Here is a 19,304-nt window from a genome sequence, read left to right on the forward strand (position 1 = left end):
GGGAGTGTGAGGGGCTGGCCCCTCACGCACGCCCGCAGTTCAGAGCAACGCACGATCATTCCGCCGCTACCCCTTCCATCCGGTCTTCCAGCGCGTCCGCCGCCGCCTGAAGGGCATCCAGCGTCTCGGCATCCGGCGTCCAATACGCGCGGTCGCTTGCCTCCAAGAGACGGTTCGCCATCCGCGACGACGCCACCGGGTTCAGCTCCGCCAGCCGCGTGCGCATCGCGTCATCGAGCACAAAGGTCTCGCTGATCCGCTGGTAGACCCACGGCTCCACCTGGCCCGTCGTCGCCGACCAGCCCATCGTGTTCGTCACATGCGCCTCGATCTGGCGCACGCCCTCCGCCCCGTGGCTGAGCAGCGCTTCGTAAAACTTGGGGTTGAGCGAGCGCGACCGTGTCTCCAGCGCCACCTGATCGGCAAGCGTCCTGACCTTGCCCGTGCCGCGTGTCGTGTCGCTGATATAGACCGCGGCATCCTCGCCCTTGGCTCGCTTCACCGCGCGAGAAATCCCACCGAGCGTGTCAAAGTAGTGATCGACCGTGGTGACCCCCAGCTCGACCGATTCGAGGTTCTGGTACGCCAGGTCAACATCCGCCAGCGCCCGCGTGAGCAGCTCGGCGTTCTTGCGCGCCTTCCCATCCGTGCCATAAGCAAAGGACTTGCGCGCCTCGTAGGCATCGGCCAGCTCGTCCTCCTCGCCAAAGGCGGAGGCATCGACCAGCTGGTTCACGTTCGACCCATAAGCGCCCTCGGCGTTCGAGAACACCCGCAGCGCCGCCGTCTCCAGATTGCACCCATGCTCAGCCGCATATGACAGCGCATGCGCCCGGACAAAGTTCATCTCCGCAGGCTCGTCCGCTTCCGCCGCCAAAAGCGCCGCCTCCGCCAGCAGCCTGGTCTGCAAAGGCAAGAGATCGCGGAAGATCCCCGACAGCGTCATCACCACGTCGATCCTCGGACGCCCCAGCTCTTCGGGCGGGATCAGCTCCGCGCCGCACATCCGGCCAAAGGCATCGAACCGCGGTTTGGCTCCAATGAGCGCGAGCGCCTGTCCAATCGGCTCCCCGTCCGACTTGATGTTGTCCGATCCCCACAGCACCACCGCCACCGACCTTGGCAGCGTCTTGTGGGTCTCGAGCAACAGCCGGGCCTGCTCCGCGCCCGCGCGGCAGGCATATTCCGAAGGCATCCGAAACGGATCGAACGCATGGATGTTCCGTCCCGTCGGCAGGATGTCCGCATTGCGCACGATGTCTCCGCCCGGGACCGGCGCCGTGTAATGCCCGCCCAGCGCCCGCAGGATCGCCGGCAGTTCGCTGTCCTCCGCCAGCGCGGCGCGCGCCGCCTCCGTCGCCTCCGGCATCGCGTCCAGATACGCCGCCTGCCGCGCATCACTCAAAGTCGCACCAACGATGTGCAAGCCCTCGGGGATCAGCGCATCTTCGGTATCGAGCAACCTGAGCCACAGACCCTCCGGGTCACCGGCCAAATCCACCGCCGCCGCCTGCTCCGCAATCAGCGTCTCCAGCTCCGAATCCCGCTCTTCGGGTGCCAGACCACGCCAGCGCGTGACCGAGTCCTTGAGCTCCGCGAGCCCCTTATAAAGGCCCGCCTGCGCAAGTGGCGGCGTCAAATGCGTCACGGTAACAGCGCCCGACCGACGCTTGGCCAAGGTCGCCTCCGACGGGTTGTTCGCAGCATAAAGATAGACGTTTGGCACATCCCCGATCAGCCGATCCGGCCAGCACGCGCCGCTGACACCGGCCTGCTTTCCGGGCATGAACTCGAGCGCGCCGTGCATACCAAAGTGCAAAAGCACATCCGCACCAAACGTCTCTCGCATCCACAGGTAAAAAGCACTGAACGCATGCGTCGGCGCAAAGCCACCCTCAAAGAGCAGCCGCATCGGGTCGCCCTCGTAGCCAAAGGCCGGCTGCACGCCCACAACGACGTTCCCAAACTTGGCACCCAGCACAAAGACACCACGCCCGTCCGCCTGTACCTTCCCTGGTGCCGGTCCCCAGACCGCCTCGATCTCGTTCAACCAAGGCGTGCGTTCGACCAACGTGTCCGCACTCACATGCGCCAGCACATTCGCCTCTTGCCCATAGGTCTCTGCCGAGCCTTTCAGGACAGCCGCCCTGAGCGCCTCGACACTCTCCGGCACGTCGACGGTATACCCGTCCGCCTCGAGCCCCTTGAGTGTGTTGAAAAGCGACTGGAAGACATCCAAGTAAGCCGCCGTTCCGGTCGCCCCGGCATTCGGCGGAAACCCGAAAAGCACGATTCCGACCTTGCGGTCGGCCTTCTCCGCCCGCCGGTTCAGCGCCTGGCGCAGCACCCGGTCCGCCAACGCCTTAACCCGCTCGGGACAAGGCGCCATCGCGGACGGTCGCGGCCCTGCATCGCACCGCTTAGCGCAGCCCGTGCAGCCACTCTCCCCATGGCGCCCGGCGAAGACTGTCGGCACAGTCGCGCCATCCAGCTCAGGCAAGGCAATCAGCATCGTCGTCTCGATTGGACCGAGGCCACCCTTGGACTTGGCCCACTGGTCGAGCGTCTGAAACTCAAGCGGATGCGCCGCAATATACGGCACGTCGAGCCGCGTCAGCACGTCGATCGCCGCGGCATTGTCGTTGTAGGCAGGCCCGCCCACGAGGCTGAACCCCGTCAGCGAAACCAGCGCGTCGATGCCGTCGAAATACTCCTCAATCGCCGGGCGCCCGTCGAGCCCTCCGGCAAAGGCAGGCACAACCGTCATGCCCCGCGCCTCGAACGCCCGGATGACCGCGTCGTAATGCGCCGTATCGGACGACAGCACATAGGAGCGCATCATCAGCACCCCGACGCGCGGCCCGCCACGATCCGGCAGATCAGCCGCCTCCGTCACAATTCCCGTGTCAGGATGATACAAACCCACATCCGGGTATTCCGTCGGCAGCGGCGCCTCCGCCCCCTGCCAATCCGGCCGGCTCGCATAACGCGAGATGAGGAACCGCACGAGCCCCTCGATATTGTCGTCGCTCGCGCCCAGCCAGTACTGCATCACGAGGAACCAAGCGCGCAGGTCCTGCGCCTTGCCCGGGATCAGCCGCAAGATCTTCGGCAGACGCCGCAGCATCCGCATCTTTTTGGCGCCGTCCTCGGTCTTGGGTTCAGACGAGCCGCGCAGCTTCTTCAAAAGCTGCATCGTCGCCGAGGTCGGCGCCGACATGTCGAGCGCGCCCATCCGCGTCAGCTTGACGATCTGCGCATCCGCGATGATCCCCGCCATCGCATCACAGTGATCGCGCCGCGCCTCGAGCGCCGGCTTGATCGCCCGGATGTGATCGTCGAGAAACAAAAGCGACGTGACGATGATGTCGCCCCGCGCCACATCCGCCTTCGCAGCCTCAAGCGCCGCCGGGCTCTCGCCCCACTCCGCCGCTGCATGCACGCAGATCTCGAGGCCCGGGAACTCCCCGGCCAGCCGCGCAGCCGCGACCTCACACGGTCCTGCCGCATGCCGGTCCAGCGTCAACAGGACCACGCGATATGGCTGGACGCTACCGCGCATAATGCGCCTTCGCCTCGTAAAGCGTCTCGACCGAAATCTCCGACACGCCCTTCTCCACCGCAAAGGCTTCGGTGTTCCGCCGCGCCTTGCCCCGCACAAAGAAGGGCACCTTCTTCAGCTCACGTTCCGCCGGCTCCAGCCAAACGACGTTGCCGGCTTCGACCCGGTCCTGCTTCTCTGGTTCCGAAATACCTCGGGGAGTGTGAGGGGCTGGCCCCTCACTCCCGCGATCAACCACAGGCGCATGCCCACCGTGATGCGAGGCCCCGGCGCCATCATGGAATTCGAAATCCTCGCGGAACATTGTCAGCAGATGCTCTTCGAGCCCCATCACCAGCGGATGCACCAAAGTGTCAAAAAGGACGTTGGCCCCTTCGAGCCCCATCACCGGCGAGTACCGCGCGGGGAAGTCCTGCACGTGCACCGGCGCGGAAATCACCGCACAGGGGATACCCAGACGCTTGCCGATATGGCGCTCCATCTGGGTGCCGAGGATCATCTCCGGCGCGGCGGCCTCGATGGCCTGCTCGACCTCGAGGTAATCGTCCGTGATCAGCGCCTCGAGGCCGTATTCCTTGGCCGTGCTCCGCATCGCGCGGGCCTGCTCGCGGTTGTAGCAGCCGAGGCCCACGACCTCGAAGCCCATCTCGTCGCGCGCCACACGCGCCATGGCCATCGCGTGCGTGCCGTCGCCAAAGATAAAGACGCGCTTTCCCGTGAGGTACGTGCTGTCGACCGAGGCCGAGTACCACGGCAGACGCAGGCGGCTCTCATCCAGCCGCGGCGTGATCTCGAGCATATCGGCCAACTCGCGGATGAAATCACGCGTGGCGCCGACGCCGATGGGGACGGTCTTGGTGAACGGCTGGCCGAGCTCGCGCTGCATCCAGCGGCACGCGGCCTCGCCCGTTTCGGGGTACATCAACACGTTGGCCCAGGCCGCGCCGAGGGTTGCGATGTCGCTCGGAGACGCACCGTAAGGCGCGGCGACGTTCACCGAGACGCCCATTTCTTCGAGAAGGCCGGTCAGTTCGGTGATGTCGTCTCGATGGCGAAAGCCGAGGCCGGTGGGGCCGATCAGGTTCACGCTGGGGTGTTTGGTGCGTTCGGTCGGCTTCGCCAGCGCGCGCACGATCTGGAAGAACGTCTCGTCAGCGCCGTAGTTTTCCTTGCGCTGATAAGACGGCAGCTCGAGCGGGATGACCGGGACGGGCAGGCCCATCGTCTCGGACATGCCGCCCGGGTCGTCCTGAATCAGCTCGGCCGTGCAAGAGGCGCCGACAATCATCGCCTCGGGCTGGAAGCGGTCGTAGGCCTCCTGGCAGGCGGTCTTGAAGAGATTTGCCGTGTCCGATCCCAGATCGCGCGCCTGAAAGGTCGTGTAGGTCACCGGCGGGCGGTGATCGCGCCGCTCGATCATGGTGAAGAGGAGGTCAGCATAGGTGTCGCCCTGCGGGGCGTGCAGCACGTAGTGCAGCCCCTTCATCGCGGTTGCGACGCGCATGGCGCCCACGTGGGGCGGGCCCTCGTATGTCCAGACGGTGAGCTTCATTGAGGCGTCCTGGGGCTCTGCCCGTCGTCCATTGGGCTTGAACCAAGGGCGCCCAATGGACGACCCCGGAGTTTACCTGGGAAGATGAAGAGAGCTTTCATTCCGCTGCCTCCAATTGGAGGAGCGATTTGCGGCGGACGGGGCGGGCGAAGAGAGAGGCGAGGTCGCCCGCTTGTTCGTAGAAGTGGACCGGGGTGAAGACGAGTTCGATGGCCCATTTGGTGGTCAGGCCCTGCGCCTCAAGCGGGTTGGCGAGGCCGAGGCCGCAGACTGTCAGGTCAGGGGCGGCGGCACGGCAGCGGTCGAGCTGTTTGTCGACGTTCTGGCCTTCGGCGATGGTGGGGCCTTCGGGCAGGAGCGCGAGCTCGTCACCCATAAGCTGGCTGTGGATGAAGGGGGCGCCGACCTCGACGGCCGACATGCCGCATTCGCGTGTCAGGAACCGCGCGAGGGGGATTTCCAGCTGGCTGTCGGGAAAGAAGAAGACGGATTTGTCCCGCAGCGGTGCGGCGGCTTGCGCGAGGGCCTTCCGCGCCCGGGCGCGGGGGGCGTCGGTGACGGCGGCAAAGCGGTCTTCGGGGACGTCGAACTCGGTTGCGATGGCACGGAGCCACGCGGTGGTGCCTTCCTCGCCAAACGGGAACGGTGCCGCGATGTGGCGGGCGCCGCGGCGCGTCAGGGCGGCGTGCGTATCGCCAAGGAACGGCTGGGTGAGGGCAAAGACGGTGTTCTCGCCGATCCCTACTTCGTCCGCGGCGCGGGGCGCGGGCAGGACAGAGACATTGTCGATCCCCATACCACGCACGAGGTCGAGCATCTGGTCCTCCACGACGTCGGGCAGCGCCCCGACCAGAAGAAGCTGGCGCGCGTTGGTTTCCGGCAGGACCGGGACCATCGAGGCGAGGCAGGCGTCCTCCCCTTGCGTAAAGGTCGTTTCGATTCCCGAACCAGAGAAATTCAGAACCCGCACATGTGGCGCATATTTCTGGGTGAGGCGTTCGGCCGCGCGGGACAGGTCCAGCTTGATCACTTCGGAAGGGCAGGACCCCACGAGGAAGAGTTGACGTATGTCAGAGCGCCGTGACAGCAGCCTTGACACTTCGCGGTCAAGCTCCTCGTGCGCGTCGGCCAGACCGGCCAGATCCGTCTCTTCGAGAATCGCCGTCCCGAAGCGCGGCTCGGCAAAGATCATCACGCCGGCTGCCGACTGCAGAAGATGGGCACAGGTGCGCGATCCGACCACCAGGAAGAAGGCGTCCTGCATCTTGCGGTGCAGCCAGATGATGCCGGTCAGCCCGCAGAACACTTCGTGCTGACCGCGCTCCTTGAGCACGGGGGTGTTTTGGCAACCGGGTCCCGAGGGGGGCTTGAGGGGGCGGTTCATGCCGATGCCTCCGCCTGCAGGCGCGCGCAGCGCAGCTTCCAGAGGAACTGCCCGGCGTTCACGACGTAGAGCGCGTAGGCCGCCAGCGCGAGGAACATTTGTTCAACGGGGGCAAGCGCTTGGGTCAGGAGTGCGATCAGGTAGGCGGTGTGCAGGAAGATCACGCCGAAGCTCACCACGTCCTCCCAAAAGAAGGCGGGCGCCAGGAGGTACTGGCCGAACACCTCCTTCTCCCAGATCGCGCCGGTGACCATAATGAGGTAGAGCACGCCGGTCTTGGCCACGATGGACCAGGTGGCGGCGGTGTAGCCGGCATCGGTGGCGAGATAGCGCAGCACGAGCGCCAGCGAGACGAGGAACACCACGAACTGCAGGGGCGCTAGAACGCCCTGCACCACCGTCCAACGCGAGGCGTCGCGGCGGCGTTTTTGGTCGGGTGTGTACAGCGCACCGCGGGGCGGCGAGCTGCTGGAAAGGCCGGTCATCTACCGACTCCTTGTCATGACATCCTGTCAGACCGTACCGGCGCAGGCCGGAAAGTGTCAATGTAAACTTACAGGTTCACAATTGACACAAATAGCGATTTCGGGCGGGATTTTGCCAATAATGTAAAGCATTTTTGCCAGGCACGCGCACGCAAGGAGAGGTGCTTCTCCTACGCGCCCTGTGGCATCTGGCGGCTCGTTTTGTCTAATTGCTTTGACATTGGTGTGGATATCGCAGAGTGTGTGGCCGTTGTTCACGCCGCACGACTCAGGAACTCGCCGATGGCTTTCCCGGTTGTGGTACCGAGCAACAGCTAGGATGGCTTAAATGTCGAAGGACCTACCGCGCCAGAAAACGGCTTGGGCACCCGCGCCCAGGCCCGGCGTCAGCGCACTTGCAGCGCAGGCGTTGTCCGTGGTGCGTCCGAAAGCCAAGTCCCAGTCGCGCGGGATCGATCAGGACATCGTGGACGATCTGCGCCGGATGGTGCTTGCCAGTCCCACCCTTGCCGCCGAAGAGATCGTGAGCACGCTGCGAGATGCGGGAATTTCAGACGCGAGCATCGTGGATGACTTCATTCCAACAGTGGCGCGCACGCTCGGCGACTGCTGGTTGAGCGACGAGTTGCCGTTTGCGCAGGTGTCGATCGGGGCGGCGCGGCTTCAGGGCCTGCTGCCTCTGCTCGACGACAGTGCATCGCCGCATGCGGCGGCTCCGTGCGGGGTCGCGCTGCTCTTGGTGACGGAAGCCGACGATCACACGCTGGGTGCGTTTGTACTGGCGCATCAGCTGCGCCGGGTGGGCATTGATATCCACGTCGTTGTCGGGGCGCGACCGGATGAGGTGGCGTCCCTCGTGCAACAGGGCGGTTTCGACGTCGTCATGATCTCGTGTTCGCAGGCGTCCGCGCTTGAAACGATTGAGGAATTGGTCGATAAGGTCCGTCAATCCTGCGACGCGGTCCCCCCTATCCTATTGGGTGGCGGCGGTGTCAGCGGGATCGAGGGTTTGGAGCAAAAAACAGGCGTGGACCGTGTGCTGACCGGTTTCGAAGACATGCTCAATCTTATTAGCGAGCTGTCCGCAGGGCCGGCGGGCCGCGCATGACGACCGAGGGCTCGACATTCTGGTCGTCGGGGTCCGTTCCCCTGATCGAGCCTGAATTTCTGTCGAGCATTATCTCGGCCGCGTCCGATATCGCGCTGGTCATTTCGCCCGATTACGTGATCCTGTCTGTACTGACCAATTCGCATGTCGCACCGTTCGGGAACCTGTCCCACTGGGAGGGGCGCTCGATCAGGGACGTGTTGACCCGGGAGAGCCTGTCCAAACTGGACGGCGCCATGACATTGATGTCGACGGCGGACGATGCGCACGCGTCGGTGGAGATCAATCACCAGGACGGCGCAGATTGGCAGTTTCCGGTCAGCTATTCGTTCCACCGCATCGGTCACGAAGGCGCGGTGTTGATGCTCGGGCGCGACCTGCGCCCCATTGCGGAGACCCAGCAGCAGCTGGTACAAACGCAGATTGCCCTGGAGAAGGGGTACGAAGCGCGGCGCGGTTTTGACGCACGGTTCCGCTCGATGCTGAACCAGGTGCGGGACGCCGTCGTCTTTGTCGCGGTTTCAGATGGCCGGGTGGACGATCTGTCCAGCGCGGCTGCGGATATCCTTGGCGGGACGATCGAGACGCTCAAGGGCAGCACCTTTGCACATCTGTTCAAGGACCGCCGGCGCGGCGAGTTCATGGACGATCTGACGAGTGCAAGTGGTGTGGAGGGCGGCACCGATTTGCGTGCGGAGGTCAAACGGACGGAAAAGCCGGTTCTGCTGGAAACGACTTTGTTCCGTGCCGCAGGCGAGCGTTTGATCCTTGCGCGGCTTGTGCCGCTGGGTGACGGCCAAACCGATCCGCTGGGTGCGCCATCACATCTGGATGCGTTTTTCTCGAGCGCGGCGGATGCCATCCTCTTTACGTCGTCCAAGGGCGTGATCGAAGCGGTCAACGACAGCTTTCTGGACCTTGCCGACATCGTCAGTGACCGCCACCTGGCTGGTCGCAACCTGTCTGAATTCCTCGGCCATGGTCAGATCGACCTGAACGTGCTGATCGAGAATGCACAGCGGACAGGGCAGATGCGCCATTATGCGACGCATCTTGTGAATGATCTCGGGATTCGGCGGCCGGTCGAGATGTCGGCGACGACGCTTGGCGATCTCGATCCCCCGCAGATGGTGTTCGTGATGCGCGACGCGGAGCGGTCAGAGAACGTGCGCCAGCCGGTCGCCGACGCCTCGAGCGAGAGCGCGCAGCGGTCGGTGATGGAGCTTGTCGGCTCCACCCCGCTGAAAGACATCGTCGCGGAGACGACCGACGTCGTGGAAAAAATCTGCATCGAGACGGCTGTGAACCTGACGCGCAACAACCGCGTCGCCGCGGCAGAGATGCTGGGCCTGTCCCGCCAGTCGCTCTACGTCAAGCTGCGCAAGTACGGGATGCTGTCCAAGGACGGCGACTGACCCCGGCAGGCGCGCGGCGCCTCGGCTGACATTTTCTTGCACAGGGCTAATGTGTCAGTCATAATTGACAGATGTCTCTGTCAACTCTTCTGCCATCGCGCAACTGGCCGGAACCTTCGGCACTTTTGACGCTGATCAAGCCGATCACGTGGTTTCCGCCCATGTGGGCGTATCTGTGCGGCGTGGTCTCGTCCGGCGAATCGGTGGGTGCGGCCTGGGGGCTGGTGGTGCTGGGTATCCTGCTCGCCGGACCCGTGACTTGCGGCATGAGCCAGGCGGCCAACGATTGGTGCGACCGGCATGTGGACGCAATCAACGAGCCGCACCGCCCGATCCCGTCCGGCCGCGTGCCCGGGCGCTGGGGGCTGTGGGTGGCTCTGGCGATGTCCGGGCTGTCGCTGCTGATCGGTTGGCAGCTGGGTCCGTGGGGCTTTGGCGCGACGGTGGTGGCCGTGGCCGCCGCCTGGGCCTACTCGGCGGAGCCGGTGCGGATGAAGCGTTCGGGGCTTTGGGGTCCCGGCCTTGTCGGGCTGAGTTATGAGAGCCTGCCGTGGTTTACCGGCGCCGCAGTGCTGAGCGCGGGGGCACCGCGGTGGGAGGTCGTCGTGATCGCGCTGCTCTACGGGATTGGCGCGCACGGCATCATGACTCTCAATGATTTCAAGGCATTGGAGGGCGATCGCCAGATGGGTGTGAACTCCCTCCCCGTCACGATGGGTCCGGCGCGCGCGGCGCAGCTTGCGTGCTGGGTCATGGCGGTGCCGCAAGGCGTGGTGATCGGGCTCTTGCTGATGTGGGCGCAGCCCTGGCATGCCGCCGGCGTGCTGGCCTTGCTGATCGCACAGAGCGCCGCGATGCGGGTGATGCTGCGTGATCCCAAGGCCAAGGCGCCGTGGTACAACGGCACCGGCGTCGTCCTTTACATCTCGGGCATGATGATCGCGGCCTTTGCCCTGCGGGGGCTGGCATGATCGGCTGGGGCGGCATCGCGCGGCTGTGTCTGGCCAATGCCGCGATTGGTGGGTTGGCGGCGCTGCCGGTGAACCTCTTCAACCGGCTGATGACGGTGGAGCTGGCCCTGCCGGCGCTGCTGCCGGGCCTCTTGGTGGCGTTGCACTATGGCGTGCAGCTGACGCGGCCGGTCTGGGGTCACCGCTCCGACACGCGTGGGGGGCGGACGCCCTTTGTGCTGGGCGGTGTGGCTGTGGTCGGGCTTGGCGTGATCCTGGCCGCGTGGGGAATCAGTGTGGCCGAGACCTCGGGCGCCTCGGCGCTGATCATCTGGATCGCCGCCTACGTGTTCATCGGGCTCGGCATCGGCGCGGCGGGCACGTCGTTCCTCGCGCTCCTTGCAACCGCCGCCCCCGATGCGCGCAAGGGCGCGGCTGCGACCTTTGCCTGGCTCATGCTGATCGCGGGGGCCATTGCCGCCTCCGTCGGGGCGGGCATCGCACTCGAGCCATACTCGACCGCGCGCCTGCTCACGGTGATCCCGTGTGTCGTGGCGGTGGCGCTGATCCTGACCGCAATCGCCGTCTGGGGAATCGAGCGGCGCTGCGGGCCGGCACCCGCCCCCGAAGAGACGGCGCTGGGACCCGCGTTGCGCGCGACTTGGGCGGACCCGGCGGCCAAAGCCTTTACCGGGTTCGTGTTCCTGTCGATCCTCGCGTTCTACCTGTCCGAACTGGTGCTGGAGCCCTTTGCCGGGCATGTGCATGGCCTGACCCCGGACGCCTCGACCAAGCTGTCGGGTGGCAAGGACGGGGCAGCGCTCCTTGGGATGATCGGTGCCGGTCTGCTTTCGACGTTGGGTCTCGGGTCGCTTCGCGCCTGGGCGGTGACAGGATGCATCATCTCGGCAGCCGGGCTGGTGGCCCTTGGCGCGGGTGCACCGCTGGTACCGGCCACCGTGACGCTTGGCCTCGGCAACGGATTGTTCGTCGTCGGCGCCATCGGCTCGATGATGCGCCTCGCCGCCGCTAAGGAGGGCGCGACTGGCACCCGCATGGGCGTATTTGGCGCGGCGCAGGCGATTGCGGCGGGCCTTGCGGGGCTGATCGCGACGGGCATCCTAGATATTGCGCGGCTCACCATGCCGGACAGCGCGGCTTATGCGACGGTATTTGCCATCGAGGCGGCGCTCTTCCTCTGGGCAGCGCTTGTGGCGCTGCGCCTGCTCGACCCTCACAAGACACCTGCCACCACTCCGGCACCCATGATCCAACCGGGAGAATAACCATGTACGATGTCGTCGTCGTTGGCGGAGGGCCCTCGGGCGCGACAGCCGCCCTGGAGCTTGCCCGGTCGGGCAAACGCGTGGCGCTCCTGGACCGCGCCGGGCGGATCAAGCCCTGCGGCGGCGCGATCCCGCCGCGTCTCATCAACGATTTCGACATCCCGGACGAGCAGCTGATCGCCAAGGTCACGACCGCGCGGATGATCTCCCCCACCGGTCGCAAGGTCGATATCCCGATCGAGAACGGCTACGTGGGGATGGTGGATCGCAAGGACTTTGACCCGTTCCTGCGCGCGCGTGCGGCGGAGGCGGGCGCGGAGCGGTTCACCGGCACCTACACCGGGATCGAACGGGACGCAGATGGCACGCACGTCCTCTACCGCGACAAGTCCTCGGGCGAGACGGAACGCCTGACCACCAGGCTGGTGATCGGCGCGGACGGCGCGCGGTCCCGCGTTGCGGCGGATTCGGTACCCGGTGGCGACACGATCCCCTACGTCATCGCCTATCACGAGATCATTGCCGCCCCGCCCAAGACGGACACCTACGATCCCGAACGCTGCGACGTGATCTACGACGGCAAGATCAGCCCGGACTTCTACGGATGGGTGTTTCCCCACGGGGCAAGCTGTTCGGTCGGGATGGGAACGGGCGTCGACGGGGTAGACCTCAAGAAAGCAACCGCCGACCTCCGCGACGCATCCGGCCTCTCAGATTGTGAAACGTTGCGCAAAGAGGGCGCGCCGATCCCGCTCAAGCCGCTCGACCGCTGGGACAACGGAAAGGACGTCGTGCTGGCCGGAGACGCCGCGGGCGTCGTTGCACCGTCGTCGGGCGAGGGCATCTACTACGCCATGTTCGGCGGACATGTCGCGGCGATGGCCGCCTCCGCCTGCCTCAGCACCGGCAAGGCCAGCGACCTGCAACTGGCGCGCGCCGTCTTTATGAAGGATCACAAGATGGTCTTCCGCGTGCTCGGCTCGATGCAGAACGCCTATTACCGCTCGGACGCGCGGCGCGAGCGGTTCGTGTCGCTGTGCCACGATGTGGACGTGCAGCGGCTGACCTTCGAGGCGTACATGAACAAGGAGCTGGTCAAGGCGCGTCCCATGGCCCACCTCAAGATCGGGCTCAAGAACATTGCGCACCTGACCGGCCTCGTGCGAGAGACCTTCGTATGACGATCATGATCCCCGCCTGGGTGGACGGCGAAATCACCCCCGTCGAAAAGCTCGAGGTGCACGAACGTGGCCTGCGGCACAAGGCGGTGTCGGTGTTTGTCATGGACGGGGACAAGGTGCTGCTGCAGCGCCGCGCGCTGACCAAGTATCACACGCCCGGCCTCTGGGCGAACACCTGCTGCACGCATCCGGACTTTGGCGAAGAGCCCGAAGAATGCGCGCGCCGCCGCCTGTTCGAGGAGCTGGGGATCACTGGCGTGCGCCCGGTGCATCGCGGCCAGGTCGAGTATCGCGCCGATGTGGGTGGCGGCTTGATCGAGCACGAAGTGGTCGAGATCTACCGCGCCGACGCACGTTCGGACATCGAGATGACGCTCAACCCCGACGAGGTGAGCGACACCCGCTGGGTGGACCTCGACACGCTCGGCGAGGAGATCGCGGCGACGCCCGAGGTGTTTACGCCTTGGCTCCGCATCTATCTGGCCGAGCATCGAGGTTTGATCGCGCCTGAGTCGGCCTGACGGCAACCCACGCCATACCTCAGCGCGGGTCTAACTTGACTCGCGTCAACCCGCAGCGCATCTCCGGTGTTACCGCAAACAACGGAGGCGCGCGATGAAACGCTCCCGCATTAACGAGATCCTGCGCGAGGGCGACGCCTTCATCCGCTCGTTCGGCTACATCATGCCGCCCTTTGCGTATTGGACGCCGGAGCAATTTCAAGCCGCGGACCACAAAATGCACGTCGCGCGCGGCATGGGCTGGGACATCACCGACTATGGCCAGGAAAAGTTCGACGAGATGGGGCTGTTTCTGTTCACGACGCGGAACGGCGACCCCAGCCACCTCGGCCAGCCGACGGGTATGATGTACGCCGAAAAGATCATGATCTCGCGCAAGGACCAGTATTCGCCCATGCACCGGCACGTGGTGAAAGCCGAGGACATCATCAACAAAGGTGGCGGCAAGCTGGTGCTCGAGCTTTTCAACATGGCCCCGGATGGCGGTCTGGACCGCGAGAGCGATGTAACCGTGATGTGCGACGGCTCCCCACGCACCGTGCAGGCGGGCGGGCTGATCAAGCTTGATCCAGGTGAATCAGTGACGCTTATGCCGGGTGACTGGCATGCGTTCTGGGGGGAGGGCGACGATGTGCTGATCGGCGAAGTCTCCACCGTGAACGACGACAAAACGGACAACGTCTTTGACATGGACATCGGCCGGTTCGCCAACGTCGAGGAGGACGAGGCACCGCTGCACCTCCTCGTCTCCGATTACGAAAAGTGGCTGACATGATCCTGTGCTGCGGAGAGGCGCTGATCGACATGGTCCCGCGCCTGACGACCGAGGGTGAAGAGGCGTTCCTGCCGCTGCCGGGCGGGGCAGTCTACAACACCGCGCTGTCGCTGGGGCGGCTGGGCGTGCCGGTGGGGTTCTTCGCGGGGCTCTCGACGGATGTGTTCGGGCGCAAACTCAAGACGTTTCATGAGGCGAGCGGCGTCGACACGTCCTTTGCCGCCGTGTCCGATCGCCCGACGACGCTCGCAATTGTCGAGCTCAAGAACGGGCACGCGACTTACTCCTTCATGGACGAGAACTCGGCCGGGCGGATGCTGTCCGAGGGTGACATTCCCGATGTGACCGGGGTGGAGGCACTTTATTTCGGTGGGATTTCCCTTTGTGCCGAGCCTGCCGCGAGCACCTACGCAGCCATGTGTCAGCGTCACGCCAAAGGGCGGGTGGTGATGCTCGACCCGAACATTCGGCCCGGGTTCATCACCGACGAGGCCGCCTACCGCAGCCGGATCGAGGCGATGCTCGCGGTGACCGACATCGTGAAGGTCTCGGACGAAGACCTCGACTGGCTTTATCCCGGCGCCGGGCCTGAGACACTGCTCGAGCGCGGACCCAGGATTGTCTTGATGACCAAAGGCGCGGACGGCGCCGAGGCGCATCGCGCCTCTGGCGTGGTCGAGGTGCCGGGCGTCCCGGCAACCGTGGTCGATACCGTCGGCGCCGGGGACACGTTCAACGCTGGCTTCATGGCGGCTCTGGCCAAGGCTGACGCGCTCTCCAACGAAGCCATCGCCAACTTGAGCGAAGACGCCTTGAAAGACGCGCTGAGCATGGGGGCAAAGGTCGCCTCCGTCACGGTCAGCCGCGCAGGCGCCAACCCGCCCTGGCTTTCAGAACTGACCTAAACAGAATTTTCGCAGGAAAATTCTGGGCGTCTCGCTACCGCTTCAACGTGGTCACATTGCTGACCGTTGGCTGCAACGCCTCTTGCACGGTATGCACCATGTCCTGCGCGGTGAGCCCGGCATCGAGGTACATCTGATCCGGCGAGGCCTGGTCGATAAAGCGATCCGGCAGCGTCATCGTGCGCACCTTGAGCCCGCGATCCAAGAGCCCTTCGCCCGCCAGATGATGCAGCACCATCGCGCCAAACCCACCGACCGAGCCTTGCTCGACCGTGACCAGCATCTGGTGCGTGGTCGCGAGCCGCTCGAGGAGTGCGGTGTCCAAAGGCTTGGCAAAACGTGCATCCGCGACGGTGACGGACAGCCCCTGCTCTTCGAGCATACGCGCCGCGCGCCAGGTTTCGTCCAGATGCGCGCCAAAGGAGAGCAACGCGACATCCGACCCCTCTTGCAGCACCTTGCCCTTGCCGATCTCGAGCGGCGTCCCGCGTTCGGGCATCTCGACACCCGTGCCGGACCCACGTGGGTAGCGGAAAGCGATGGGGCCTTTGTCATACGCCGCGGCGGTGGCGACCATGTCTTGCAACTCGGCTTCGTCCGACGCAGCCATCACGACCATGTTCGGCAGCGCACTCAAATAACCCACGTCAAAAGCTCCGGCATGAGTTGCACCATCCGCACCCACCAGCCCTGCCCGGTCGATGGCAAACCGCACCGGCAAGTTTTGCAAGGCGACGTCGTGCACGATTTGGTCGTACCCACGCTGAAGGAACGTCGAGTAGATCGCGCAGAAGGGCTTGAGCCCGCTCGCCGCCATCCCCGCCGCGCAGGTCACGGCGTGCTGTTCGGCAATGCCGACGTCAAAGACGCGCGCCGGAAGGCGGTCGGCCATGATGTTGACGCCCGTGCCAGAGGGCATGGCGGCGGTGATCGCAACAACCGAGGGATCGCGTGCGGCCTCGGCGGTGAGCGATTGGCCGAAGACCGAGGTGTAAGACGGCGCGTTGGGTTTGGACTTGGCCTGCGTGCCCGTGGCGACGTCGAATTTGGACACGCCGTGGTACTTGTCAGCAGATTGCTCGGCGGGGGCGTAGCCCTTCCCTTTCACCGTGCAGACGTGGATCAGCACCGGCCCGGTTGCACGTGCTCGCGCGGTGCGCAAAACGGGGAGCAGCTGGCTCATGTCATGCCCATCAATTGGACCGACATACTCGAAACCCAGATCCTCGAACAAAGTGCCGCGCGGATGTGCGCCGGTGACCAGCGCCTTGGCTCGTTTCAGGCCGTCCCGCATGGGACCCGGCATCGCATCGGCAAACTCGTCCGCCATCGTGCGCATCATGGCAAGCGGCTCGTTTGCGTAAAGCTGGCTGAGGTAGCTCGACATCGCGCCCACGGGCGGGGCAATCGACATCTCGTTGTCGTTGAGAATCACGAACATGCGGCGCCCCTCGGCACCGGCGTTGTTGAGCGCCTCGTAGGCCATGCCCGCCGAGATCGAGCCGTCGCCGATCACCGCAATCGCATCACCCGTGGGCTGGCCCATGTCGCGCCCGATGGTGAAGCCGAGCGCAGCCGAGATCGACGTCGACGAGTGTGCCGCGCCAAAGGGATCGTAGGGACTCTCGCTGCGCCTGGTAAAGCCTGACAGCCCGTCCTTCTGGCGCAGGGTCCGCATCCGGTCGCGCCTGCCGGTCAGCACCTTATGTGGGTAGCACTGGTGACCGACGTCCCAGATGAGCTTGTCCGCGGGGGTGTTGAACACGGCGTGGATCGCGACGGAGAGCTCGACGACGCCAAGCGACGAGCCGAGGTGACCGCCCGTTTCCGAGACGGCAGAAACGACTTCGGAGCGCAACTCGTCTGCCAGTTTGGCGAGGTTCGCATCGCTCAATTCGCGCAGATCAGCCGGGCCGGCGACGCGGTCGAGAAGCGGAGTTTCGGGGCGTGTCATGGTCACCTCCAGGTCAGCCGCAGACAAAGCCACGGTCTTATGGTAAAAAGGCGTCGCACGAGGTGCCCCGTGCGACGCCCAGTTTCCTGTCGCCAACAGGAAGGGAACCGGGGTGGAAGCCCCGTATCCTTGGATGTGCTGTCACCCAAGGATGGCGAAGAGGCACGCGGGTTAAGCGGGAGGCTGTTTCCGCGTGCCTCTGTTCTATCCCCCGATGGTCGCGAGTTCGGGGTAAGCTTCGAGCCACAGGTGCCCGCCAACTGGACGGTTCTGCCCTTGGTGGCATGTCTTGCAGGCCGCTTTCGGCGCGTCGCCCATGATCGGACCCAGCCGGTTCTCCGGCAGGCTGTCGACCAGCGGCACGAGGTAGTCGTTGTTCAGCGTCTGAACCATCTCGCGCGCACCCTGGGCCGTGCCCCACTGCGGGGTCACCTGCGCACCGTCGTAGAAGGCGCGGCTGTTGTGACAGAACACGCAGTTCACGCCCAGCGAGGTGTCGTAGTAGTTCATCAGGCTGAACGTCATCTCGGTCTGTTGGATCGAGGCGACCTCGCCTTCGGCGATCGACCCTTCGACCCGGCTGTCGAGATCGTGGACCTGGATGATCGCGTCGCCGAGCAGGTACTCTTCGAGCGCGTTGGACGGCAGCGACGTGGACTGCGACTGGACCGTCGCGCGGTTCTGCACCGCCGACCAGCCGGAGGCTGCCTCATTGACTGCGCCCAGCTTGAACCAGACGCCATTCGGCACGGCCTGACCCCGGTGGCAGGTGTAGCAGGTCACACCCACTCCCTCGCCGGACGCATTGACGTGGTAGTCGTACTCCTCGTTAAGGAACTGCGTCATCGAGATCATCAGATACGCGATGTTGGTCTGGTAATTGTCCTCGGCAAAGAGGTTGGGAATTCCCGTCCACGAGCGCATCGCCGCGACCAGTTCATCCGAGCTGCCGGGCCCGAACTCGTCGTAGGGCGGGACCTCTCCGATGGCGGGTATCACGAAGTTCGCCGCCGCCAGCGTCTCATCGGGTTTTGCTGCCTCGAGCGCCTTGACGAACTTGGTCTGGCTCATGCCCGTGCCGCGCGGCCCGGACTGCTGGGACGTGGTCTCGTAGGGTTGCCCCCATGTGACCAGCATCGCCGCGACGAACAAGGCTCCTCCGAGGGACCCCACCAGGATGGCGGGGCCAAAGATGTTCGTGGGGTTGTCCCTGTTCCACTTGTCGAACCATTTGGGAAACATGACTTAGTTCTCCTGTCCGAACTGGGTGTCGTAGGCGTCGTAGCCGTAGTCACCGGTGTACTCGGGGGCAAAGTTGTGCTCCTGCGCCCAGATGAACCAGTTGTCGACGACGGTGCCGGTGAGAAGGATGCCGATGCCGCCCGTGATCGGGGTGAGCACCGCAAACCACCACGCCCAGCGGTGAATGCCTTCCATCGTGGCGTTGAACCCCATGGTCCAGCGCCAGAAGAGAGCGGCGCGTTCCGTGGCTGTCCCGCGATCGTAGATTTGCTCCAGCTCGCGGTCGCCGCCAAAGCGGGTCACGGCGAGGATCGTGGCGCCGTGCATCGCAAAGAGCAGCACCGAGCCATAGAGGAACACGATCGAGAGGCAGTGGAACGGGTTGTAGTAGAGGTTGCCGTACCGGATCGAGAACGCCGTCGTCCAATCGAGGTGCGGGAAGATGCCGTAAGGCACGGCCTCCGACCAAGAGCCCATCAGGACCGGACGAAAGAGACCCAGCACCAGGAACAGCCAGATCGCCGAGCCGAACGCCCAAAAGATGTGTTTGCCCATCTTGTGCTGCTCGGCCAGGAACCAGGTCCGCGCCCACCAGGTCATGACGCTGACCAGCAGGAACATGGACGCGATGATGTACCAGCCCCCGTCGTCGAGCGGCGGCATGCTCAGCCCGTACTCCGGTGACGGCGGCTCGAGCGCCAGCCAAAAGAGCTGCCGCAGGAACTCCGGGATCGACCAGCCGACATGCGCCAGCATGTTGAGCCCGATGATGTTGAACGCCAGGATGCCGGTAAAGAGCGACACCAGACCCGTCCAGCCGAGGTAGATCGGCCCGATCTGCGCATTGCCGGCCCAGCCAACGAGGGTGCTGAAGAAGGGCTTCTTGGTGCGCTCCTCCATCATGTTGTTCTCGTTGTCGGTCCCCATCTCGGGGGTGCCTTGAACCTGAACCTGGTTAAAGATGTTCTGATATTCGACGATCAT

General features: G+C 64.8%; 15 protein-coding genes. 8 read left to right on the top strand and 7 right to left on the bottom strand.

Annotated features, from left to right (window positions below):
• Positions 1–55 precede the first annotated feature (55 nt).
• The 4 genes from ACU0B3_RS06825 to bchF all read right to left on the bottom strand — a co-directional run bounded on the left by ACU0B3_RS06825 (position 56) and on the right by bchF (position 6,983).
• Positions 56–3,562, bottom strand: a complete 3,507-nt coding sequence (locus ACU0B3_RS06825) for a magnesium chelatase subunit H (protein WP_446260074.1) — start codon at positions 3,560–3,562, stop codon at positions 56–58.
• On the bottom strand, positions 3,552–5,114 hold the full coding sequence (gene bchB / locus ACU0B3_RS06830) for a ferredoxin:protochlorophyllide reductase (ATP-dependent) subunit B (RefSeq protein WP_446260075.1): 1,563 nt from the start codon (positions 5,112–5,114) through the stop codon (positions 3,552–3,554). Before bchB ends, ACU0B3_RS06825 begins: the two co-directional genes overlap by 11 nt.
• 97 nt (positions 5,115–5,211) lie before the next feature.
• The gene (locus ACU0B3_RS06835) at positions 5,212–6,498 is read right to left on the bottom strand and encodes a ferredoxin:protochlorophyllide reductase (ATP-dependent) subunit N (protein WP_446260076.1); all 1,287 of its coding nucleotides are present in this window, start codon (positions 6,496–6,498) and stop codon (positions 5,212–5,214) included.
• Positions 6,495–6,983, bottom strand: a complete 489-nt coding sequence (gene bchF / locus ACU0B3_RS06840; protein ID WP_446260077.1) for a 2-vinyl bacteriochlorophyllide hydratase — start codon at positions 6,981–6,983, stop codon at positions 6,495–6,497. Before bchF ends, ACU0B3_RS06835 begins: the two co-directional genes overlap by 4 nt.
• A gap of 328 nt (positions 6,984–7,311) precedes the next feature.
• Between bchF and ACU0B3_RS06845 the strand changes: the two genes are divergently transcribed.
• The 8 genes from ACU0B3_RS06845 to ACU0B3_RS06880 all read left to right on the top strand — a co-directional run bounded on the left by ACU0B3_RS06845 (position 7,312) and on the right by ACU0B3_RS06880 (position 15,124).
• The gene (locus ACU0B3_RS06845; RefSeq protein ID WP_446260078.1) at positions 7,312–8,091 is read left to right on the top strand and encodes a cobalamin B12-binding domain-containing protein; all 780 of its coding nucleotides are present in this window, start codon (positions 7,312–7,314) and stop codon (positions 8,089–8,091) included.
• On the top strand, positions 8,088–9,506 hold the full coding sequence (ppsR, locus tag ACU0B3_RS06850) for a transcriptional regulator PpsR (RefSeq protein WP_446260079.1): 1,419 nt from the start codon (positions 8,088–8,090) through the stop codon (positions 9,504–9,506). Before ACU0B3_RS06845 ends, ppsR begins: the two co-directional genes overlap by 4 nt.
• Before the next feature lie 71 nt (positions 9,507–9,577).
• The gene (chlG, locus tag ACU0B3_RS06855) at positions 9,578–10,477 is read left to right on the top strand and encodes a chlorophyll synthase ChlG (RefSeq protein WP_446260080.1); all 900 of its coding nucleotides are present in this window, start codon (positions 9,578–9,580) and stop codon (positions 10,475–10,477) included.
• Positions 10,474–11,742 carry an MFS transporter gene (locus ACU0B3_RS06860; RefSeq protein WP_446260081.1) on the top strand — a complete coding sequence of 423 codons (1,269 nt, stop codon included), beginning with the start codon at positions 10,474–10,476 and terminating at the stop codon, positions 11,740–11,742. The genes chlG and ACU0B3_RS06860 overlap by 4 nt, the downstream gene beginning before the upstream one ends.
• A 2-nt stretch (positions 11,743–11,744) precedes the next feature.
• Complete coding sequence (locus ACU0B3_RS06865) at positions 11,745–12,923, top strand: geranylgeranyl diphosphate reductase (protein ID WP_446260082.1); 1,179 nt, start codon at positions 11,745–11,747, stop codon at positions 12,921–12,923.
• Positions 12,920–13,444 carry an isopentenyl-diphosphate Delta-isomerase gene (gene idi / locus ACU0B3_RS06870; protein ID WP_446260083.1) on the top strand — a complete coding sequence of 175 codons (525 nt, stop codon included), beginning with the start codon at positions 12,920–12,922 and terminating at the stop codon, positions 13,442–13,444. Before ACU0B3_RS06865 ends, idi begins: the two co-directional genes overlap by 4 nt.
• 94 nt (positions 13,445–13,538) lie before the next feature.
• Complete coding sequence (locus ACU0B3_RS06875) at positions 13,539–14,219, top strand: D-lyxose/D-mannose family sugar isomerase (RefSeq protein ID WP_446260084.1); 681 nt, start codon at positions 13,539–13,541, stop codon at positions 14,217–14,219.
• Positions 14,216–15,124 carry a carbohydrate kinase family protein gene (locus ACU0B3_RS06880; protein ID WP_446260215.1) on the top strand — a complete coding sequence of 303 codons (909 nt, stop codon included), beginning with the start codon at positions 14,216–14,218 and terminating at the stop codon, positions 15,122–15,124. Before ACU0B3_RS06875 ends, ACU0B3_RS06880 begins: the two co-directional genes overlap by 4 nt.
• A 34-nt stretch (positions 15,125–15,158) precedes the next feature.
• Here the strand turns inward: ACU0B3_RS06880 and dxs are convergent, their stop codons facing one another.
• The 3 genes from dxs to pufM form a co-directional block, all read right to left on the bottom strand.
• Complete coding sequence (dxs, locus tag ACU0B3_RS06885) at positions 15,159–17,078, bottom strand: 1-deoxy-D-xylulose-5-phosphate synthase (protein ID WP_446260085.1); 1,920 nt, start codon at positions 17,076–17,078, stop codon at positions 15,159–15,161.
• Positions 17,079–17,282: 204 nt separating this feature from the next.
• Positions 17,283–18,320: a photosynthetic reaction center cytochrome PufC gene (gene pufC, locus ACU0B3_RS06890; RefSeq protein ID WP_446260086.1), complete on the bottom strand. Its 1,038-nt coding sequence runs from the start codon at positions 18,318–18,320 to the stop codon at positions 17,283–17,285.
• A gap of 3 nt (positions 18,321–18,323) precedes the next feature.
• Positions 18,324–19,301 (bottom strand): photosynthetic reaction center subunit M, encoded by a 978-nt coding sequence (gene pufM / locus ACU0B3_RS06895; protein ID WP_446260216.1) that lies wholly within the window; start codon positions 19,299–19,301, stop codon positions 18,324–18,326.
• Positions 19,302–19,304 lie beyond the last annotated feature (3 nt).

The sequence above is a fragment of the Pseudaestuariivita sp. genome (genome assembly GCF_052825805.1).